Origin of the sequence: Microcystis aeruginosa NIES-2549 (assembly GCF_000981785.2) — a bacterium.
GTDB lineage: Bacteria > Cyanobacteriota > Cyanobacteriia > Cyanobacteriales > Microcystaceae > Microcystis > Microcystis aeruginosa_C.
This window is the reverse complement of the sequence record NZ_CP011304.1, coordinates 736476-753335: the sequence shown is the minus strand read 5'-3', so window position 1 is coordinate 753335 and position 16860 is coordinate 736476. Positions and strand designations below refer to the sequence as shown.

The following is a 16860-nucleotide window of genomic DNA, read 5'->3' as shown; positions in this document are numbered from 1 at the left end:
ATTCGCTGATACTCCTAATCTTTTGGTGGGGACATAATGGCAATTTATGGACGGGTTTCCAAAAAAGGTTCGATATCGATGGGGAACCAATCCCCGTCTAATACCTGTTCGAGAGTGAATATAGACTCTAGGGGAATCGCGTTTTTATCGACTACCCGTGCGTTAATCAGAGATTTTCTGGCGGTTAAATAGGCTTTCTCCCAAGAATCGCGGGCGTGGTTGGCGAGGGTGGCACTATCTATTTTTTGTTCTAATTGCGCTCGGAAAGCCGCGATCTCCACTATCCAGTGACGGGCATTCCGTTCTTTTTCCGATTCCCAATAGGATAGTTTTAGCAAGTGTTCGATTAAAACAGTTAATAAACTCGTTATTGCCTGTCTCTCGCTTTTTCCCATGCACTCCACCTCTTCGATCAGGTTTTCCCAGTCCACCAGGTCAAACTCTTTTCTCTTTAACAGTTCGGCGGTTTTTTCTGTCCAGAGAACAAAATCTTCCTCGTAGAGAGCGGTCATAATAGATTTATCTTCCCGACCGGGAGCGCAGGGTAATGGCTCGATTATAACCCTCGATCGCTATCGTTCGATCGGCTTCTCGTCTGGGTCATTGTTGCCAAGTTAGAGATTTATTCCATAGCACAAGTTGTTCTGTTTGTCAAAAAAACTTTTCCTTTTTAACAAAAGTACACAAACATTTTGAGCAACCTTATTGGCGATGTTATTGTGGGACTACAGGGGAAAGATAACCTCACTGCTAGAATTTAATTTTCAGACAAATAACCTCAGAGCAGAAATTATGACCTTTACACCAGCTATTGATCCAGATATTGAATACCCCGATAGTGACGGTAAACCCATGGCCGATAATACCGAACAATATGAATGGATCGTTAAAATCAAAGAAAATCTTGAGATTCTCTTTGCTAATTCTCCTAACGTTTTTATTGCGGGGGATCTGCTCTGGTATCCTGTCCAAGATAAGAAAATTACTGGACCGGTTGCTCCCGATGTTATGGTAGTATTTGGTCGTCCGAAAGGAAGAAGGGGTTCCTATAAACAATGGCAAGAAGATAATATTGCTCCTCAAGTGGTTTTTGAAATTCTCTCCCCCTCTAATAGTTTAGAAGAAATGGAGCGAAAACTACTCTTTTATCAACGTTATGGAGTGGAAGAATACTATCTCTATGATCCGGATTCTCATAATTTTCAGGGATGGTGGAGACGGGAAGGACTATTAAGTTCTATACCTGAGATTAACGGATGGATTAGTCCTCGGTTAAAGATCCGATTTGAATTGACAGAAAAGGAGTTAGAAATTTATAGTTTAGATGGTCAGAAATTTTTAACTTCTCTTGAGTTATCTCAAAGGTTAGAACAAGAGCGTCTTAAAGCTGAACAAGCAAGTTTACAGTTAGAACAAGCAAGTTTACAATTAGAACAAGAGCGTCTTAAAGCTGAACGTTTAGCTGAATATATCCGTTCTCTGGGAATTGATCCCGATACTTTATGAATCTTTAAAGGAGGATAAATTATGACCTTTACACCAGCTATTGATCCAGATATTGAATACCCCGATAGTGACGGTAAACCCATGGCCGATAATACCGAACAATATGAATGGATCGTTAAAATCAAAGAAAATCTTGAGATTCTCTTTGCTAATTCTCCTAACGTTTTTATTGCGGGGGATCTGCTCTGGTATCCTGTCCAAGATAAGAAAATTACTGGACCGGTTGCTCCCGATGTTATGGTAGTATTTGGTCGTCCGAAAGGAAGAAGGGGTTCCTATAAACAATGGCAAGAAGATAATATTGCTCCTCAAGTGGTTTTTGAAATTCTCTCCCCCTCTAATAGTTTAGAAGAAATGGAGCGAAAACTACTCTTTTATCAACGTTATGGAGTGGAAGAATACTATCTCTATGATCCAGATTCTCATAATTTTCAAGGATGGTGGAGACGGGAAGGACTATTAAGTTCTATACCTGAGATTAACGGATGGGTTAGTCCTCGGTTAAATATCCGATTTGAATTGAGAGGAGATGAGTTAGAAATTTATAGTTTAGATGGTCAGAAGTTTTTGACTTCTATCGAGTTATCTCAAAAAGCTGAAGAAGCAAGTTTACAGTTAGAACAGGAGCGTCTTAAAGCTGAACGTTTAGCTGAATATATCCGTTCTCTGGGAATTGATCCCGATACTTTATGAATCTTTAAAGGAGGATAAATTATGACCTTTACACCAGCTATTGATCCAGATATTGAATACCCCGATAGTGACGGTAAACCCATGGCCGATAATACCGAACAATATGAATGGATCGTTAAAATCAAAGAAAATCTTGAGATTCTCTTTGCTAATTCTCCTAACGTTTTTATTGCGGGGGATCTGCTCTGGTATCCTGTCCAAGATAAGAAAATTACTGGACCGGTTGCTCCCGATGTTATGGTAGTATTTGGTCGTCCGAAAGGAAGAAGGGGTTCCTATAAACAATGGCAAGAAGATAATATTGCTCCTCAAGTGGTTTTTGAAATTCTCTCCCCCTCTAATAGTTTAGAAGAAATGGAGCGAAAACTACTCTTTTATCAACGTTATGGAGTGGAAGAATACTATCTCTATGATCCGGATTCTCATAATTTTCAGGGATGGTTGAGACGGGAAGGACTATTAAGTTCTATACCTGAGATTAACGGATGGGTTAGTCCTCGGTTAAAGATCCGATTTGAATTGAGAGGAGATGAGTTAGAAATTTATAGTTTAGATGGTCAGAAATTTTTGACTTCTATTGAGTTATCTCAAAAAGCTCAACGTTTAGCTGAATATATCCGTTCTCTGGGAATTAATCCCGATACTTTATCATGACATAATTGATAGGTTGTGGTAAATACTAATTAACTGGTAAACTGCCGAAATTATTGTCATTGAACCTAGCCTAGGGCTATACTTAACTATGTAATCAGTAAAAAAACAAATCTATGAAAGCTTGGGCAAAATCTTTAGAAAAACCAGCAGTGGAATTTTCTGAAACGCAATTAACCTTATTATCGGGGAAAATTCCCGATGGATTGCGAGGGAGTCTCTATCGCAATGGTCCGGGGAGATTAGAAAGAGGTAAGCAAAAAGTTGGTCATTGGTTTGACGGAGATGGGGCAGTTTTAGCTGTACATTTTCATGATAAGGGAGCCAGTGCCACCTATCGTTATGTTCAGACTGCTGGTTATCAGCAAGAAAGCGTCGCTAATCAATATTTATTTCCTAATTATGGCATGAATGCCCCCGGCTTCTTTTGGAATAATTGGGGAAAAGAGGTAAAAAATGCCGCTAATACCTCGGTGTTAGCTTTACCCGATAAATTATTAGCTCTCTGGGAAGGGGGTTTTCCCCATAAATTAGATTTACAATCTTTAGAAACCCTAGGTTTAGATAATTTATCTAGCTTACAAGCAAAGGAAACTTTTTCCGCTCATCCTAAAGTAGATGTGTTCAGAGGAGAGATTTTTAATTTCGGGGTGACAATCAGTGCCAAAGTTAGTTTAAATCTCTATAAGTCTGACTCCACTGGTGAAATTATCCAGAAAAACACTTTTGATTTAGATAGATTGTCGCTGCTGCATGACTTTGTTTTAGCGGGACAATATCTCGTCTTTTTTGTCCCACCGATAAAAGCGGATAAGTTATCGATACTGTTGGGATTTAAAACTTTTAGTGATGCCATGCAGTGGCAGCCAGAATTAGGAACAAGAATACTAATTTTTGAGCGAGATTCTCTGCAATTAGTCAGTGAAAGTGTTACAGATTCATGGTTTCAATGGCACTTCGCTAATGGTTGTGTGAATGACCAAGGTAATCTTGAAATTGTTTTTGTCCGTTATGATGACTTTAAAACTAATCAATTTTTAAAAGAAGTTGTCACGGGTGAAACCGAAACCTTAGCCATCGGAAAATTAGCAAATATCACCATCAATCCCCTATCAGCAAAAGTGATTAATCAGGAAATTCTCTCGGATTTAAGCTGTGATTTTCCTGTGGTTTCCCCGCAACTGGTGGGACAAAAATGGCAAAATACTTTTTTAGCTGTCCATCGTCCCGATAGCGATATTAGTCGGGAAATTATCGGACTTCCTGCTTGTTATAATCACTCCACAGGTAAGTTAACTATTGCTTATCTGGAAAATAACTGTTATGGTACTGAACCGATTTTTGTCTGCGATGGTTTATCTCCAGAAACGGGATGGTTAATCGTCGTAGTTTACGACGGCAATAATCACAGCAGCCAAGTGAGAATCTATGATAGTCAGCAGTTAGAAAAAGAACCCCTTTGCTGTCTGCAATTACCCAGTGTTATCCCTCCGGGGTTTCACGGTACTTGGCAAGAAAAATCAGAAAAAGCATTGATTAATAGTTTCTAATTTTTACCAAAAATATTGGTCGCATCTTGGGAGGAAATCTTGAAAATTAGGTAGCTATAAGCAAGATGATCAATAGGTTTACGACTGGAACGCAGCCAGTAAAAATGGTTAGAATCGGTGGTAATACCAATTAATTGATTAGCTTCTATCACCAGTAAATTAATCGGATTATCCAGGGAAACCTGTGGGGTTGCAACTTTTTGATTCTCGATGACTAAATTAAGTTTATTATCTCCGTCATAACGAATAAAGAGAGCGTTGGGATGTTTTTGAAGATAGTCTTGCAGATAATTTTTATTTTGTCCCCAATCTAAATTAGAATCGGCCAGAACTTGATAGCTCATTTTGCGATCAATAACCAATTCGTTAAAATAGGAAATATAATGGGGAAAATAGGAGAGATTGGAAATTAGTAAGTAAAGGGTCAGGACAATAATTAAAATGCGATAGGGTCTTTTATAAGCTGGCCAACTGGTAACAATACGACTAGCAAAGACAAATAAAAAAGGGAAAATCATTAAAATATATCTAATACCTATTTGAGCAGTGTTAGAACTCATTAAGATGAAATATAAGACAGTGGGAATAATCAAAAATGCTTCATTCTGCCAAAAATTTAACTGTTTTCTCCAGAGAAATAAACTGATAAATCCCAACCAGATAAATATTTGGGTAGCTATCGGTACTTTATAGAGAAAAGCAATCAGAAAATATTGGGGAAATCCCTTGATTTTAAATCCTTGTACTGGATCAACTATAAATCCTAACTGTCCCAAAAGATAGGGCATTCCACTACCAAAACCCGTTTCTTGTTTATACTTTCCGAAATCTAATGCTTGCAAATAAGCGGCGGGAATAGGAATCGGTAAAGATTTGAAGATAGGATTGGTTTGCAGCCGTTGAAAACTCTGACTGAGAAACTGATAATCTCCTAATTGCCTGCCACTTCCCTCGAAAGAATAACCAATATTTATGATTAACATTGTTGATAAAATCAGAGCTAATATATAGAAAATACTGCGCTTAATTCCTTGTTGAATAACTAAAATATTTTTCTGTTGAATAGATTGAATAATTTCCCGATGGTAAAAACCTACGCTTAAAATTACATAGATGGGAACTAAATAAACGGCTGTCAAGCGGCAAATCTGGGCAATTCCAAAAGTTAATATACTTAAAACTAGATTTTTTCTGCCACCAAATCTTAGGAAAGACCAGAAATAGTAACTGGCAATAAAAATTGAGGCGGCTCCGAATAAATCTTGAGTAATTATCCGTGAATGCCCGATAATATTAGGGTCGAGAATATAGATAATTAAAGCCAAGAATCCTGCTGATAATCCATAGAGTTGTTTTGACCAGATAAAAACATATATGGCTAGAAATACTGAGATAATAATCGTGGCAAACCGTCCAAAAAACTTATTTTCTAAGTTTAGATATTTAGAGATAGGAAAAAGATTTTGTATTGTTTGATCGACTAGGGGAGGCAGCGCTGAAGCTGGCATAATATTGCGATGATAAATATCTTCATCGCCCCGTTGTGCTGCCCTACCTCTGAGAATTTCTAGTCCACTTTCATAATGATAACCTTCATCATAATTGAGAGATTCTGGTAGGGGGAAAAATAAACTGGTGACGCATAAAGCCATAAATATCAGCAAGATAATTACCAAATAGAATCGGTGTTTTTTTGAGGAATTAAGGCTTATTTTCATAGATTAATTTTCCTTGACAAAATGACTTATTTTTGTTAATAAATTAAGTCCTAAAATTGAATTACCTTGCTCATTTAACAGGGGACTATAACAAGCGATCGCTCCCTGTTCTGGTACAATTGATAATAGGGCCCCACTAACTCCCGATTTAGTGGGAAAACCTACCTCAAGGGCGAATTGTTGGGAAGCTTCATAGAGTCCACAATTAGTCATAATTTCTAGAATAATTTCGCCAAAAGGAGCAGCTAAAATCAACTTACCTAAATTAGCAAGATCGGCAATTTTTCCAGATAAACAACAGATTTGATTGTAGGTTTCTAGGGCTAAATAACGATGACTAATATAACCGTTTTTTTCTAATTCTAAGCTTAAAGCTTGATTGTGGGTATTAGGATAAGAGTGAACAGACTCAAGCACAGAGCGATCAAGAAATAATTGACAATTACCCATTTCATTTAACCATAAAAGCAAATTTTCACAGCGAGATTCCGGCGTTGATCCTGCTAATAAATCCGCCAAGGCAATCGCACCACTGTTAATCATAGGATTACGGGGAAAACCGCAATCCTCTTGCAGTTGAGTTAAAGAATTAAAAGGATAACTAGAAGCTTGTTTTCCCACGCGACGAAAAACAGCATCTTCCCCTAAATGAGTTAAAATATATAATAACAAAAAAGGTTTAATCACACTCATCAAAGGAAAAGTTACAGTTGCATCCCCCCAAGACAAAATCTCCCCCTCAAGACAGTGAATCTGAAGAGCGAAAACCTCCGGATTAACTTGGTTCAAAACCGGAATATAATAGGGAGTCTGACCCTTCCTATCTGATAAATGCACTTCCCCGAGCCAAGCTTGTATATCTTCCACCCTTAATCTAGCTAATCGGTTCATTTGTTTAATCCATGTACTCAGTCAAAGAAGCAGAATCTATAATTTTAACTCAAATTCAACCCCGACAAGAAACCGAAAAAGTTTCTCTAGAGGCAGCTTTTGGGCGCATTTTAGCCGAAGATATCAGCAGTGATTTAGACTTTCCCTATTGGGATAATTCTGCTATGGATGGCTATGCTGTCCGCTACGAAGATGTCAAAGACATTAACCCTGAAAATCCCGTTACTTTAAAGATTATCGCCGAAATTCCCGCCGGCCAAGCCCCCGAAATAATTATTCAACCGGGGGAAACAGCCAGAATATTTACGGGAGCGATGTTACCCGCCGGCAGTGATACGATTATTATGCAGGAAAATACTCAAAAACAAGGGGAGCGGGTGGCGATTCTTATCCCCCCCGAAAAAATAGGTCTTTTCGTGCGTCAACGCGGCACATTCTATCGAGCGGGAAATACCCTATTAAAAGCCGGTATTGCCATTAATTCCCCAGAAATGGCGGTTTTAGCCACGGCACAAGCTACCGAATTAACAGTGTTTTCCCGTCCCCAAGTGGCAATTTTCTCCACGGGAGATGAATTAATTAATCCCGATGAAACCCTGCAAAAAGGTCAAATTATTGACTCAAATCGCTACGCTTTAACCGCATTTGTCGCCAGTTTAGGGGCAATTCCCAGACCTTTAGGTATAATCAAAGATAATCCTGATCTTCTCAGAGAAACTATCAGAAAAGCCATTAATTCTAGTGCTATCGTCCTTTCCACTGGCGGTGTTTCTGTGGGAGATTATGATTATATCGAGGGAATTTTAGGGGAATTAGGGGGAAAAATTCTGATTGGCAGCGTTGCTATTCAACCGGGTAAACCCCTAACCTTTGCTACTTTTCCTAACGGTTGTATTTACTTTGGTATCCCCGGTAATCCCGTCTCTGCTTTAGTTTCCTGTTGGCGCTTCGTGCAAATGGCCATTAAAAAATTATCGGGATTGACAGATTATCAGAACAAATTTCTGCGAGTTATCACCCGCGATACTCTCAAATCTCAGGGACAAAGAGAAGTTTATCTCTGGGGAAAAATAGAAATTATCGAGGGAGTTTATCAATTTCAACTCGCTTCCGGACAACACAATTCGGCTAATTTAATTAATTTAGCGGGTACTAATGCTTTAGCCATAATTCCCCAGGGTAAAACTACTATACAAGCAGGAGAAACAGTAGAAGTTATGATAGTTTCCTAAAAAAAATACCTAACCAAATTTTTGGCTAGGCAGCTGATTATAATTAATTAAATTGAAGATAGATTTTGGGTGTCGATACCCCCTTGATAAGTAGGGTTGATTCAAGGTAGGGTTGATTCATGAATCAACCCTACCTTCCCTTGATAAGGGGGGTGTCTGATGGTTTTTAACACCTAACTACTCAGGTATCGATCAACTTACTTCCTTTGTCGAAAATGTTGCCAGATAATTTAACCAACACCAATTAATGAACCCTGCAATTTAACATCTTCGCTACCATTAGATATATCAGCTAATTGACTGATATTTTCTAACTCAATTGCAGGAACAGTTCGTTTAATTAAACCAGTTAAAACTTTACCTGGTCCCACTTCGATCGCTTTTTCCACACCCACATCCAGCAATTTTAACATAATTTCTCGCCAGCGAACCGAGCTAGTCATCTGCTGAATGAGATAACTTTTTAATTCCTCCGCATCGGTGATCGGTTGGCTAGGATTAACATTAGAAATAACGGGAACTTTTGCAGACCGAAAATTAACCAATTCTAAAATCTGCTGAAATTGAATAGCGGCATTTTCCATCAAGGGAGAGTGAAAAGCACCGGATACTTTTAAAGGCATAACCCGCTTAACTTTCACTTGACCTAATACCAAATCCACCGCTTCAGGAGTCCCAGAAATCACCACTTGTTCGGCACTATTATCATTAGCAATAACTACATTTTCCGTCTGATTAACCACTGTCTCTAGAATGGTGCGATCAAATTTCATTAAGGCGGCCATTTTGCCACCTTCGGCCGCATCCATCAAACGGGAACGGTTTTGAACTAGATTTAATCCTGTTTCAAAATTAAACACCCTGGCCGCATACAAAGCGGAATATTCACCGAGACTATGACCGGCCACTAGATCGGGAAAATGACCTTTTTCTTGCAACAAATCCGCTAAAATACTCTCCACCACAAATAAACAAGGTTGGGTATAAAGAGTACGAGATAGGGTTTCTTCATCCCCTTGACATTTTTCCAGGACTGACCAACCGAGGATTTTTGCTGCTATTTCTAATCTCTCTTGGCCAAGTGCACTTTCCGCTAAATCTCCAATCATTCCTAACGCTTGCGATCCTTGTCCAGGGAATATCCACGCTGTTTTCATAAGTTCTTAAAATAGATAGATAGATGTGTTTGGGTCAGTTATCAGTTATCAGTTATCAGTTATCAGTTATCAGATGTGAGTTTTTAGTTTACTGTTTACTGTTTACTGGTTACTGGTTACTGTTTACTGTTTACTGGTTACTGTTTACTGTTTACTGTTTACTGTTTACTGGTTACTGATCACTGTTTACTGATCACTGTTTACTGATCACTGATCACTGAATTAATCTCCCCAACGGAAGATAATCCCACCCCAAGTTAAACCGGCACCAAAGCCGGAAGAAGCAATAATATCACCTTTTTTGACCTTACCACTCCTGACAGCTTCATCGAGAGCTAGAGGAATCGATGCCGCGGAAGTATTGCCATACTCGCTGAGATTGCTGATCACCTTTTCCGGAGGCAGTTTCAGGCGCTCGCTCACCGCGTCCATAATTCTTTGGTTAGCTTGGTGCAGAACTAACCAATCGATGTCACTGGTGGTTAAATTAGCCCGATAGAGAGCTTTTTCGATGACCTCTGGCACTTTCGCCACGGCAAAACGATAGACTTCCCGTCCGTTCATCGTTAGCGGCTTATAGGTCCCTTTTTGAACCCTTACCCCCTGCTTAAGGGGCAATTCCTCCCCCTCGTAGGCGAGATTAAGAGAACCATTCTGGCTGCCGTCGCTATGGAGTTCAAAACCGAGAATGTTATCTTTTGTATCATTTGCTTGACAAACTACCGCCCCTGCCCCATCACCAAAGAGGACACAGGTAGCGCGATCGTTCCAATCCACCCAACGGGAGAGAACATCGGCCCCGATAACCAAGACATTGCGGTAAGTACCAGTACGGATAAACTGGGTGGCGGTGACTAACCCCACCAGAAAACCCGAACAGGCGGCGGTGAGATCAAAAGCGATCGCCCGATTGGCCCCGATCTGACTTTGAACTTGGGCTGCACTACCGAACAGATCATCGGGGGTAGAAGTAGCCAAGAGAATCAAATCGATGTCCCTAGGCGACACCTGAGCCATTTCCAGAGCCTTAATCGCCGCTTGGGCTGCTAATTGGCTCAAAGACACCGATTGATCCGCTAAATGGCGTTTACCGATGCCGGTGCGACTTTTAATCCACTCATCGGAAGTCTCGACAATTTGGCTGAGTTCCTCATTACTAAGAAATTGCGCTGGTGTGGCCGATCCACAACCGGTAATGACGACTGCTGGCCCGAATCCGCTCAAAATATTCCCCCTTTTTCAGTTATCAGTTATCAGTGATCAGTTATCAGTGGGAAGTGGGAAGTGGGAAGTGGGGAAGTGGGAAGAATAAATAAAAATAGTCTCCCGTCTCCCGTCTCCTGTCTCCTGACCGCTTCAAGATGGCTGACGGCTTAATCTTCACCGTTCACCGACAACTTTTTTAATTGATGATGTCAGTTATCAGTATCAGTTATCAGTGACCAGATTTGAGTATTAGGTGAGAAGTATTAAATAGCAGTTTCCTACTGTCTTATCCCCGTTGACTGTTTACTGATTACTGATAACAGCAAAAGGCTCACAGCTTAATCTTCACCGTTCACCGACAACTTTTTTAATTGATGATGGTGGTCATTGTAGGCTTGAATGCGCTCGGAAACGCGATTATCGACGGCATTTTTCGCCTGTCGGATGGCGTTAAAAATCGAAGGAGCTTGGGAACTGCCGTGACTGATTACACAGACCCCATCGACTCCAAATAAGAGCGCACCACCGTGTTCCGCATGATCCATGCGTTGTTTGATCTGTTTAAGATTGGGTTTAATTAAAGCCGTCCCGACTTTACCCTGTATCCCCCTAGGTAATTCCTCTTTGAGAATTTGTAGGATAACCCCTCCCACCGCTTCGGCAAATTTTAACAGGACATTACCGACAAAACCATCGCAGACGATCACATCAAATTGTCCCGATAGCACATCCCGGCCCTCAGCATTGCCGATAAAAGGAATTTGCTGGTTATTTTCTAATAATTCGTAGGTTTTTAGGGCGAGATCGTTACCTTTGCTGGCTTCTTCGCCGATATTGAGTAAACCGACTTGCGGTTCTTCAACACCCATAACGTATTTACTGTAAATTGTCCCCATTAGGGCAAACTGCTCTAAATATTTGGGTTTACAGTCCACATTCGCCCCGACATCGAGGATAATCACCGATTTACCCGCCAACATCGTCGGCAGCACCGCACCAATCGCCGGGCGATCGATGCCTTTTAAACGACCTAAACGCAGCAACGCCGCCGCCATCGCCGCTCCAGAGTGACCAGCGGACACCACCGCATCGGCGCGATTTTGTTTGACTAAATCCATGGCCACATTAATCGAGGCCGCCGGTTTACGACGGATAGCGGTGATCGGTTCTTCGTCCATGGCCACCACTTCCTCCGCGTGGACGATCGTGAGATTCTTGGGACGGGGATGATGCTGGAAATAAGCCTCAATCCGTTCAGAATCGCCGACTAATAATACTTCTACATCTAATTCTTCGGAAGCTCGCATCGATCCCGCGATGATCTCGTTGGGAGCGTGGTCACCTCCCATCGCATCTACCGCGATTCTTGCCCGATTTAATGCCGTTTCTGCCATTGAGTCAGTGGGATAGAAATCTTTAATAAGTTGAGCGGCAGCTCTTGAGAAAAGCTGGCCGATCGAGGATTAGTGTTTTCTGATCGAGCAATTGTTAAAAATTACCAATCATCTCTATACAATAAGGCATCATTGCGATTAAGGAAAAGATGTTCTCAGTTTTTAATTTGGCAGTTTTCGGCTTTCTCTTCGGTTGGCTGGGGGGGCAATCCCAACCGATCGCCAATATTCCCCTAATTTCTTGGCAAAATCAACCTATTTTTGACCTTCCCACCGCTCCCGATCCCCGGGTAGCGGCGATCGTGGCCGATTATCTGCAAGACCTGGCTAAAAAAGGTTTAAACTCTAGTCAACAACGGGTCTTAATTGAGACGGAATGGGCTGATTTAGCCGATCATCAGGGTAATCTGCCCGCTTCGGGGGCTTCTTTAACTAAAATCGCCACTACTCTTGCCGCCGTGGAAACCTGGCCCCTCGATCATCGTTTTGCTACTCGTTTTTACACCACGGGAGAGCTTAAAAACGGGGTGTTGGAGGGAGATTTAATTATTGAAGGGTCAGGGGATCCTCTGTTTGTCTGGGAAGAAGCGATCGCAGTGGGCAATGGCCTCGATCAATTAGGTATCCGTCAGGTCAAAGGCGATCTGATCATTACGGGTAAATTCGCCATGAATTTTCAAACCGATCCCCTCAAAGCGGGAGAATTGCTGAAAATTGGGCTTAATCAATCGAAATGGTCAAAAGAAACCCAAAAAGCTTTTAAGAGCCTTCCTAGCGGCACACAAGCCCCACAGGTGAAGATTTTGGGCATGGTTCGAGCCAGTCAAATTCGCCCCGAAAATGCCCGATTATTATTGCGTCATCAGTCCTTAACTTTAACGGAACTGTTGCGTCAGATGAATATTTATAGTAACAACGTCATGTCAGAAATGTTAGCGGAACTGCTCGGTGGTCCCGCGGCAGTGGACGCAATTAATACTAAAATTACTGGGGTAGGAGCGGAGGAAATTCAATTAATTAATGGTTCGGGATTGGGGGTAGAAAATCGCTTGTCTCCCCGGGCAGTTATTGAGATTCTCAAAGCATTGGATCGCAAGTTAGCCAATCAACCGATCAAAGTAGCTGATTTATTTCCGGTGGGGGGACGCGATACCAAAGGAACTATGCAATGGCGGGCCATTCCTAAAGGAGTGGTGATTAAAACTGGAACTTTGGCCCAAGTTAGCGCCTTAGCCGGAGAAATTCCCACCCAAGAAAGGGGTAAAGTTTGGTTTGTAATTATGAATGCTGGTAGTAGCAATATCGAGGGATTCAGAAATCAGCAGGACCGGGTGTTACAAGCTTTAGATCAACACTGGCAAATTCTCCCAGAAGCTACTAAAGGATCGATTCCTGAAAGATCCTTTCTAGGTGATCCCAGTCGAATAAGTCAAGGTTTCTAAGGGGTTGATATCAACTTGACAATCAAATTTAGTTTGGTGGTGAGGAACTTTAGCAAGGTTTTATATTCACTTTTGCCGATAAACTGACTACTTTTCTGCCATTTTCTCCTTGTCTTTGCTGCCAATCGGTAAACATCGCATCCCAATCATAGTGACAAAATTTTGCCAGTTTTTCCCGAAATTGAGCAAAGGATGCGTGGTTAAACGCATCCAGGAATTTTTAAGGATAAAAACACATTTGCGGTAAACCAAGGGATTCTTCCCAACCCATCATGAGATTGAGACATTGTACCGCTTGTCCCGATTGTCCCTTAACTAAATTATCGATCGCTGACATCACTATCACCCGATCGGTTCTCGGATCCACTTCAATACCGAGATAACATAAATTAGTACCACAGGCCCACTTAGTTTGTGGATAGACTCCCCCGGGTAGGATTTTGACAAAGGGAGAAGCGCGATAAAAAGCATTGTAGATAGTGATCAAATCATCCCGCACCAGATTGGGATCCCGCAAAGTTGCGTAAACTGTGGACAGGATACCCCGAACCATGGGCATTAAATGGGGAGTAAACTGGACGCGCACCTCATGACCAGCTAAATCACCGCAAATCTGCTCGATTTCGGGAGTATGACGGTGTTTTCCCGCTACATTATAGGCCCCGATCGAACTATCTGCTTCTGCCAATAACATATTAATCTTAGCCTGTCTTCCCCCTCCCGAAGTTCCCGATTTGGCATCGATAATCGTGGTTTCCGGGACAATTAAACCCTGTTTTAACAGGGGAGAAATCGCCATTAAACTAGCAGTAGGATAACATCCGGGGCAACCGATCAAAGAGGCATTTTTAATATCTTCCCGATAAAGTTCTGGTAAACCGTACACAGCCGTAGATGCGATCGCTTGATCCTGACGTTCCTTGCCATACCATTTACTATAGGTTTCTAGGCTAGTAAAACGATAATCTGCCGACAGATCCAAGACTTTACAGCCTTTAGCGAGCAAAGGAGGGGCTAAATCACAGGCTAAACCATTGGGTAAACCCAAGAAAACCACTTGACAACGGGAGGCAATTATGTCTAAATCGATCGCCTCCACATTAAGATTAATACTATGACCGAGATGGGGATATAAATCACTGTAGGGTTTCCCCGCACTACTATCGCCCCCCAGATAGACTAATTCTACTAAGGGATGTTCTTTGAGCAAACGTACCAACTGTACGCCACCATATCCGGAAGCGCCGACAATACCCACTGAAACCTTCTGTCCTTGCGTCATTTCCCTTGTTCCTAAAAATTCTTATCGTTAATATAACGCTTTGCTATGGCCGAATTTTAGCCTAACCGGTGGGATTTAAATCAAAAAACTTCCTATAAAAATCTAGTATCTCGGCCGGGTTGTCCCTCAACCGTCAATTTCTCTTGATCAATAGGCTGTTATCTTAATGATGAGGTACAAAATTTTCCTTTTAGGGAGTCGGTCATCGGCCGATGAGGCCAAATTAGGTTAAACTCCATCTTGAGGAGAAAAGCTGTAATTCAATACCCCATCTTTACAATTTTGATCGCACTGTAAATTGATAATCTCCTCCCGGTTCTAATTGATAATCGTAGCGTTCTAAAAACCGATTCAAGGGTTCAAAAATCAAAGCCCTACCTAGGGACGGTTGTACTAATAACTTACCTTGAAGAAAATGCCATTGAAACCGCCATTGATATTGTTCCGTCCGCACTTCTCCCTCTAATTTCCCCGTTTGCCAAGATTGCTTAATTATCCGCACATAAGCCGTACTTTCTGGTCGATTGCCACTACTCACCTGAACCCTACCTATAGATTAAATATCCAACATTAAGATAGCGAATTAATCCTTGTTTGTCATTACTTGCGCTAATTTTTTCGACTTTATTCTGGGGCAGTAACTTCATTAACCTTAGAAACCAAGACATTTAATTGAAAAGGTCGCCCCATTTCCTTAGTAATGAATTCTTCCAACAATTCTACCTGTCTGGGGGTAATACTTTCGGAGGTTCTCACTACTAATCTCACCCAGGGAGGTTGCTTGAGCCAATTAATCGAAGATTCCAATAATTCTGCCCGTTGACAAGTAATCGTTCGTTGTAATAAAGCTTTTTTGAGCAGCCTTTCTAAGCGAGCTTGATTGGACAGAGTTGCAAAACTTATTCCTAATGGAATTAGCAAAACTGCTGTCAGGATAGAAGTTAAAACTATCGCATTACGCTCCCGATGAAAATTAGAATAACCTGCCAGCAAAAATACCAACAAACAGGAGAGAGCAATGCCTAATAAATTGGTAATATATAACAGAGTTGCCCCCCAACTCAGCACCCAATTCCCTTGGGATAATCCTAAACCAATCGGACAAACTGGCGGCATTAAAGCCACGGCGATTGCTGTTTCCGCTAAAGTACCTGAAATTTTCGGTTCTATTTTGGCATAACCACTGATTGCCCCGCCGTAATTGCTACTCCTAAATCTAAAAGATTCGGTTGAGAGTGATCGTCTTTACTTTTGATATTCTGATGGGAGAATGAAACAGCCCTAGGGTTTGAGGGGGGTTTTGCTTCTTGCCTGTTGCCTCTTGCCTCATCTCAACAAGCAATTTAAATGCTTAATGGCTTATCTGCCTTGGGACAGTAGACAAAATCATTTCTGCACGAAATCTGCACGAAGTTTGCAGCGGGTTTCCATAATCATCCATTAAATTAGAAAGTTAGACAGGTGCAGGACTTCTAGACAATCAGAGCGGTCAAACCTGTGACTTTCCTCTCCTAAACGGGGCTGCTTGAGATGATTTATACGCGACTTGACTATCACGGCTGGCAGATTGAATTGATCCTAGAAATGCAGGGTTATTCTTTTCAATGTTGGCGAGTGGATGGCAGGGAAGGAATTAGCGATTGCCTAGTTTATGCCACCTCTGAACAAGCTTTAGCGGCTGCCCGACACCGGGCGGATCTAGAGTCCGCTTGTCTTGCCCTACTGCGATTTCTCAATGATATCGGCGGCCGGAATTATTATCTCAGCCGCGATGATCGCGATGCTCTCAGCCAGTCAATTTTAGAATATGCCCGTCTAGGTGATGTTTTCTAATTTCTTCCCCAGAAGTTTTCCCCCCATTGAGAATGATTCTCGCTCGGATTTATTTAGGGTTGGCTGAATATTTGGACTTCCCCGTTGACAAAAGGCCATAATAAGTAGGTAGGCACAATTATTTGTAGGATGGGTTAGCGGTAGCGTAACATGAGCGGGAGTTGGGTTTCATGCTTCAGCCCAACCTACGTTCATTTTATATTTAATTCCACCCACCTACTTACCATTTTTCTAAAGTAATGGCAGAGATGGTTAATTACCCTCACCCCCAACCCCTCTCCCAAAAAGGGAAAGGCGTGTAGGAT

At 41.6% G+C, this 16860-nt stretch carries 16 protein-coding genes and 1 pseudogene; 7 read left to right on the top strand and 10 right to left on the bottom strand.

Annotated features, from left to right (window positions below):
* Nucleotides 1–44: 44 nt before the first annotated feature.
* Entirely contained in the window at nt 45–515 is a 471-nt protein-coding gene (locus myaer_RS03645; RefSeq protein WP_103672690.1) for a DUF29 domain-containing protein, read from the bottom strand.
* Nucleotides 516–792: 277 nt separating this feature from the next.
* Here myaer_RS03645 and myaer_RS03640 point away from each other — a divergent pair, with 277 nt between their 5' ends.
* The 4 genes from myaer_RS03640 (at nt 793) to myaer_RS03625 (ending at nt 4400) form a co-directional block, all read left to right on the top strand.
* Nucleotides 793–1506, top strand: a complete 714-nt coding sequence (locus tag myaer_RS03640) for a Uma2 family endonuclease (RefSeq protein ID WP_046660994.1) — start codon at nt 793–795, stop codon at nt 1504–1506.
* A 21-nt stretch (nt 1507–1527) separates the two neighbouring features.
* Entirely contained in the window at nt 1528–2199 is a 672-nt protein-coding gene (locus myaer_RS03635) for a Uma2 family endonuclease (protein ID WP_046660993.1), read from the top strand.
* Between the two features lie 21 nt (nt 2200–2220).
* Complete coding sequence (locus tag myaer_RS03630; RefSeq protein WP_046660992.1) at nt 2221–2853, top strand: Uma2 family endonuclease; 633 nt, start codon at nt 2221–2223, stop codon at nt 2851–2853.
* Nucleotides 2854–2966: 113 nt separating this feature from the next.
* Nucleotides 2967–4400, top strand: coding sequence for a carotenoid oxygenase family protein (locus myaer_RS03625; protein WP_046660991.1), 1434 nt, complete (start codon nt 2967–2969; stop codon nt 4398–4400).
* On the opposite strand, the gene myaer_RS03620 is transcribed toward myaer_RS03625, so the two are convergent.
* Together myaer_RS03620 and myaer_RS03615 are read right to left on the bottom strand one after the other, a co-directional pair.
* A complete protein-coding gene (locus myaer_RS03620) occupies nt 4397–6118 on the bottom strand; it encodes a glycosyltransferase family 39 protein (RefSeq protein ID WP_046660990.1) in 1722 nt (573 codons plus the stop codon). The two genes, myaer_RS03625 and myaer_RS03620, sit on opposite strands and share 4 nt — an antisense overlap.
* Nucleotides 6119–6121: 3 nt before the next feature.
* Nucleotides 6122–7009 (bottom strand): glutaminase, encoded by an 888-nt coding sequence (locus myaer_RS03615; protein WP_046660989.1) that lies wholly within the window; start codon nt 7007–7009, stop codon nt 6122–6124.
* 11 nt (nt 7010–7020) lie between these two features.
* On the opposite strand from myaer_RS03615, the gene glp reads away from it, so the two are divergent.
* Nucleotides 7021–8241 carry a gephyrin-like molybdotransferase Glp gene (gene glp, locus myaer_RS03610; protein ID WP_046660988.1) on the top strand — a complete coding sequence of 407 codons (1221 nt, stop codon included), beginning with the start codon at nt 7021–7023 and terminating at the stop codon, nt 8239–8241.
* A gap of 230 nt (nt 8242–8471) precedes the next feature.
* Here glp and fabD read toward each other — a convergent pair whose 3' ends face one another.
* From fabD to plsX, 3 genes are all read right to left on the bottom strand, one after another.
* Nucleotides 8472–9398 carry an ACP S-malonyltransferase gene (gene fabD, locus myaer_RS03605; RefSeq protein WP_046660987.1) on the bottom strand — a complete coding sequence of 309 codons (927 nt, stop codon included), beginning with the start codon at nt 9396–9398 and terminating at the stop codon, nt 8472–8474.
* A 222-nt stretch (nt 9399–9620) separates the two neighbouring features.
* A complete protein-coding gene (locus myaer_RS03600) occupies nt 9621–10622 on the bottom strand; it encodes a beta-ketoacyl-ACP synthase 3 (RefSeq protein ID WP_046660986.1) in 1002 nt (333 codons plus the stop codon).
* Nucleotides 10623–10942: 320 nt separating this feature from the next.
* Entirely contained in the window at nt 10943–11998 is a 1056-nt protein-coding gene (plsX, locus tag myaer_RS03590; RefSeq protein ID WP_046660985.1) for a phosphate acyltransferase PlsX, read from the bottom strand.
* 149 nt (nt 11999–12147) lie between these two features.
* Between plsX and myaer_RS03585 the strand changes: the two genes are divergently transcribed.
* Complete coding sequence (locus tag myaer_RS03585) at nt 12148–13440, top strand: D-alanyl-D-alanine carboxypeptidase (protein ID WP_046660984.1); 1293 nt, start codon at nt 12148–12150, stop codon at nt 13438–13440.
* Between the two features lie 87 nt (nt 13441–13527).
* Here the strand turns inward: myaer_RS03585 and myaer_RS22265 are convergent, their stop codons facing one another.
* From myaer_RS22265 to myaer_RS03570, 4 genes and pseudogenes are all read right to left on the bottom strand, one after another.
* Nucleotides 13528–13650, bottom strand: a complete 123-nt coding sequence (locus myaer_RS22265) for a hypothetical protein (RefSeq protein WP_256377753.1) — start codon at nt 13648–13650, stop codon at nt 13528–13530.
* A 10-nt stretch (nt 13651–13660) separates the two neighbouring features.
* On the bottom strand, nt 13661–14722 hold the full coding sequence (gene argC, locus myaer_RS03580) for an N-acetyl-gamma-glutamyl-phosphate reductase (protein ID WP_004268974.1): 1062 nt from the start codon (nt 14720–14722) through the stop codon (nt 13661–13663).
* Nucleotides 14723–14996: 274 nt separating this feature from the next.
* On the bottom strand, nt 14997–15260 hold the full coding sequence (locus myaer_RS03575; protein ID WP_046660981.1) for a DUF3146 family protein: 264 nt from the start codon (nt 15258–15260) through the stop codon (nt 14997–14999).
* An 86-nt stretch (nt 15261–15346) separates the two neighbouring features.
* A pseudogene (locus myaer_RS03570) lies at nt 15347–15957 on the bottom strand (DUF389 domain-containing protein); the annotation flags it as partial.
* A gap of 295 nt (nt 15958–16252) precedes the next feature.
* Here myaer_RS03570 and myaer_RS03565 point away from each other — a divergent pair.
* A complete protein-coding gene (locus myaer_RS03565) occupies nt 16253–16555 on the top strand; it encodes a hypothetical protein (RefSeq protein WP_046660980.1) in 303 nt (100 codons plus the stop codon).
* Nucleotides 16556–16860: the final 305 nt, after the last annotated feature.

Bases quoted from the DNA above. Each gene is read 5' to 3' on its own strand.
- myaer_RS03625 (WP_046660991.1), top strand. From the start codon at position 2,967: ATGAAAGCTTGGGCAAAATCTTTAGAAAAACCAGCAGTGGAATTTTCT.
- myaer_RS03585 (WP_046660984.1), top strand. From the start codon at position 12,148: ATGTTCTCAGTTTTTAATTTGGCAGTTTTCGGCTTTCTCTTCGGTTGG.
- myaer_RS22265 (WP_256377753.1), bottom strand. From the start codon at position 13,650: ATGCGTTTAACCACGCATCCTTTGCTCAATTTCGGGAAAAACTGGCAA.
- myaer_RS03640 (WP_046660994.1), top strand. From the start codon at position 793: ATGACCTTTACACCAGCTATTGATCCAGATATTGAATACCCCGATAGT.
- myaer_RS03630 (WP_046660992.1), top strand. From the start codon at position 2,221: ATGACCTTTACACCAGCTATTGATCCAGATATTGAATACCCCGATAGT.
- argC (WP_004268974.1), bottom strand. From the start codon at position 14,722: ATGACGCAAGGACAGAAGGTTTCAGTGGGTATTGTCGGCGCTTCCGGA.
- glp (WP_046660988.1), top strand. From the start codon at position 7,021: ATGTACTCAGTCAAAGAAGCAGAATCTATAATTTTAACTCAAATTCAA.
- myaer_RS03615 (WP_046660989.1), bottom strand. From the start codon at position 7,009: ATGAACCGATTAGCTAGATTAAGGGTGGAAGATATACAAGCTTGGCTC.
- fabD (WP_046660987.1), bottom strand. From the start codon at position 9,398: ATGAAAACAGCGTGGATATTCCCTGGACAAGGATCGCAAGCGTTAGGA.
- myaer_RS03635 (WP_046660993.1), top strand. From the start codon at position 1,528: ATGACCTTTACACCAGCTATTGATCCAGATATTGAATACCCCGATAGT.
- myaer_RS03620 (WP_046660990.1), bottom strand. From the start codon at position 6,118: ATGAAAATAAGCCTTAATTCCTCAAAAAAACACCGATTCTATTTGGTA.
- plsX (WP_046660985.1), bottom strand. From the start codon at position 11,998: ATGGCAGAAACGGCATTAAATCGGGCAAGAATCGCGGTAGATGCGATG.
- myaer_RS03565 (WP_046660980.1), top strand. From the start codon at position 16,253: ATGATTTATACGCGACTTGACTATCACGGCTGGCAGATTGAATTGATC.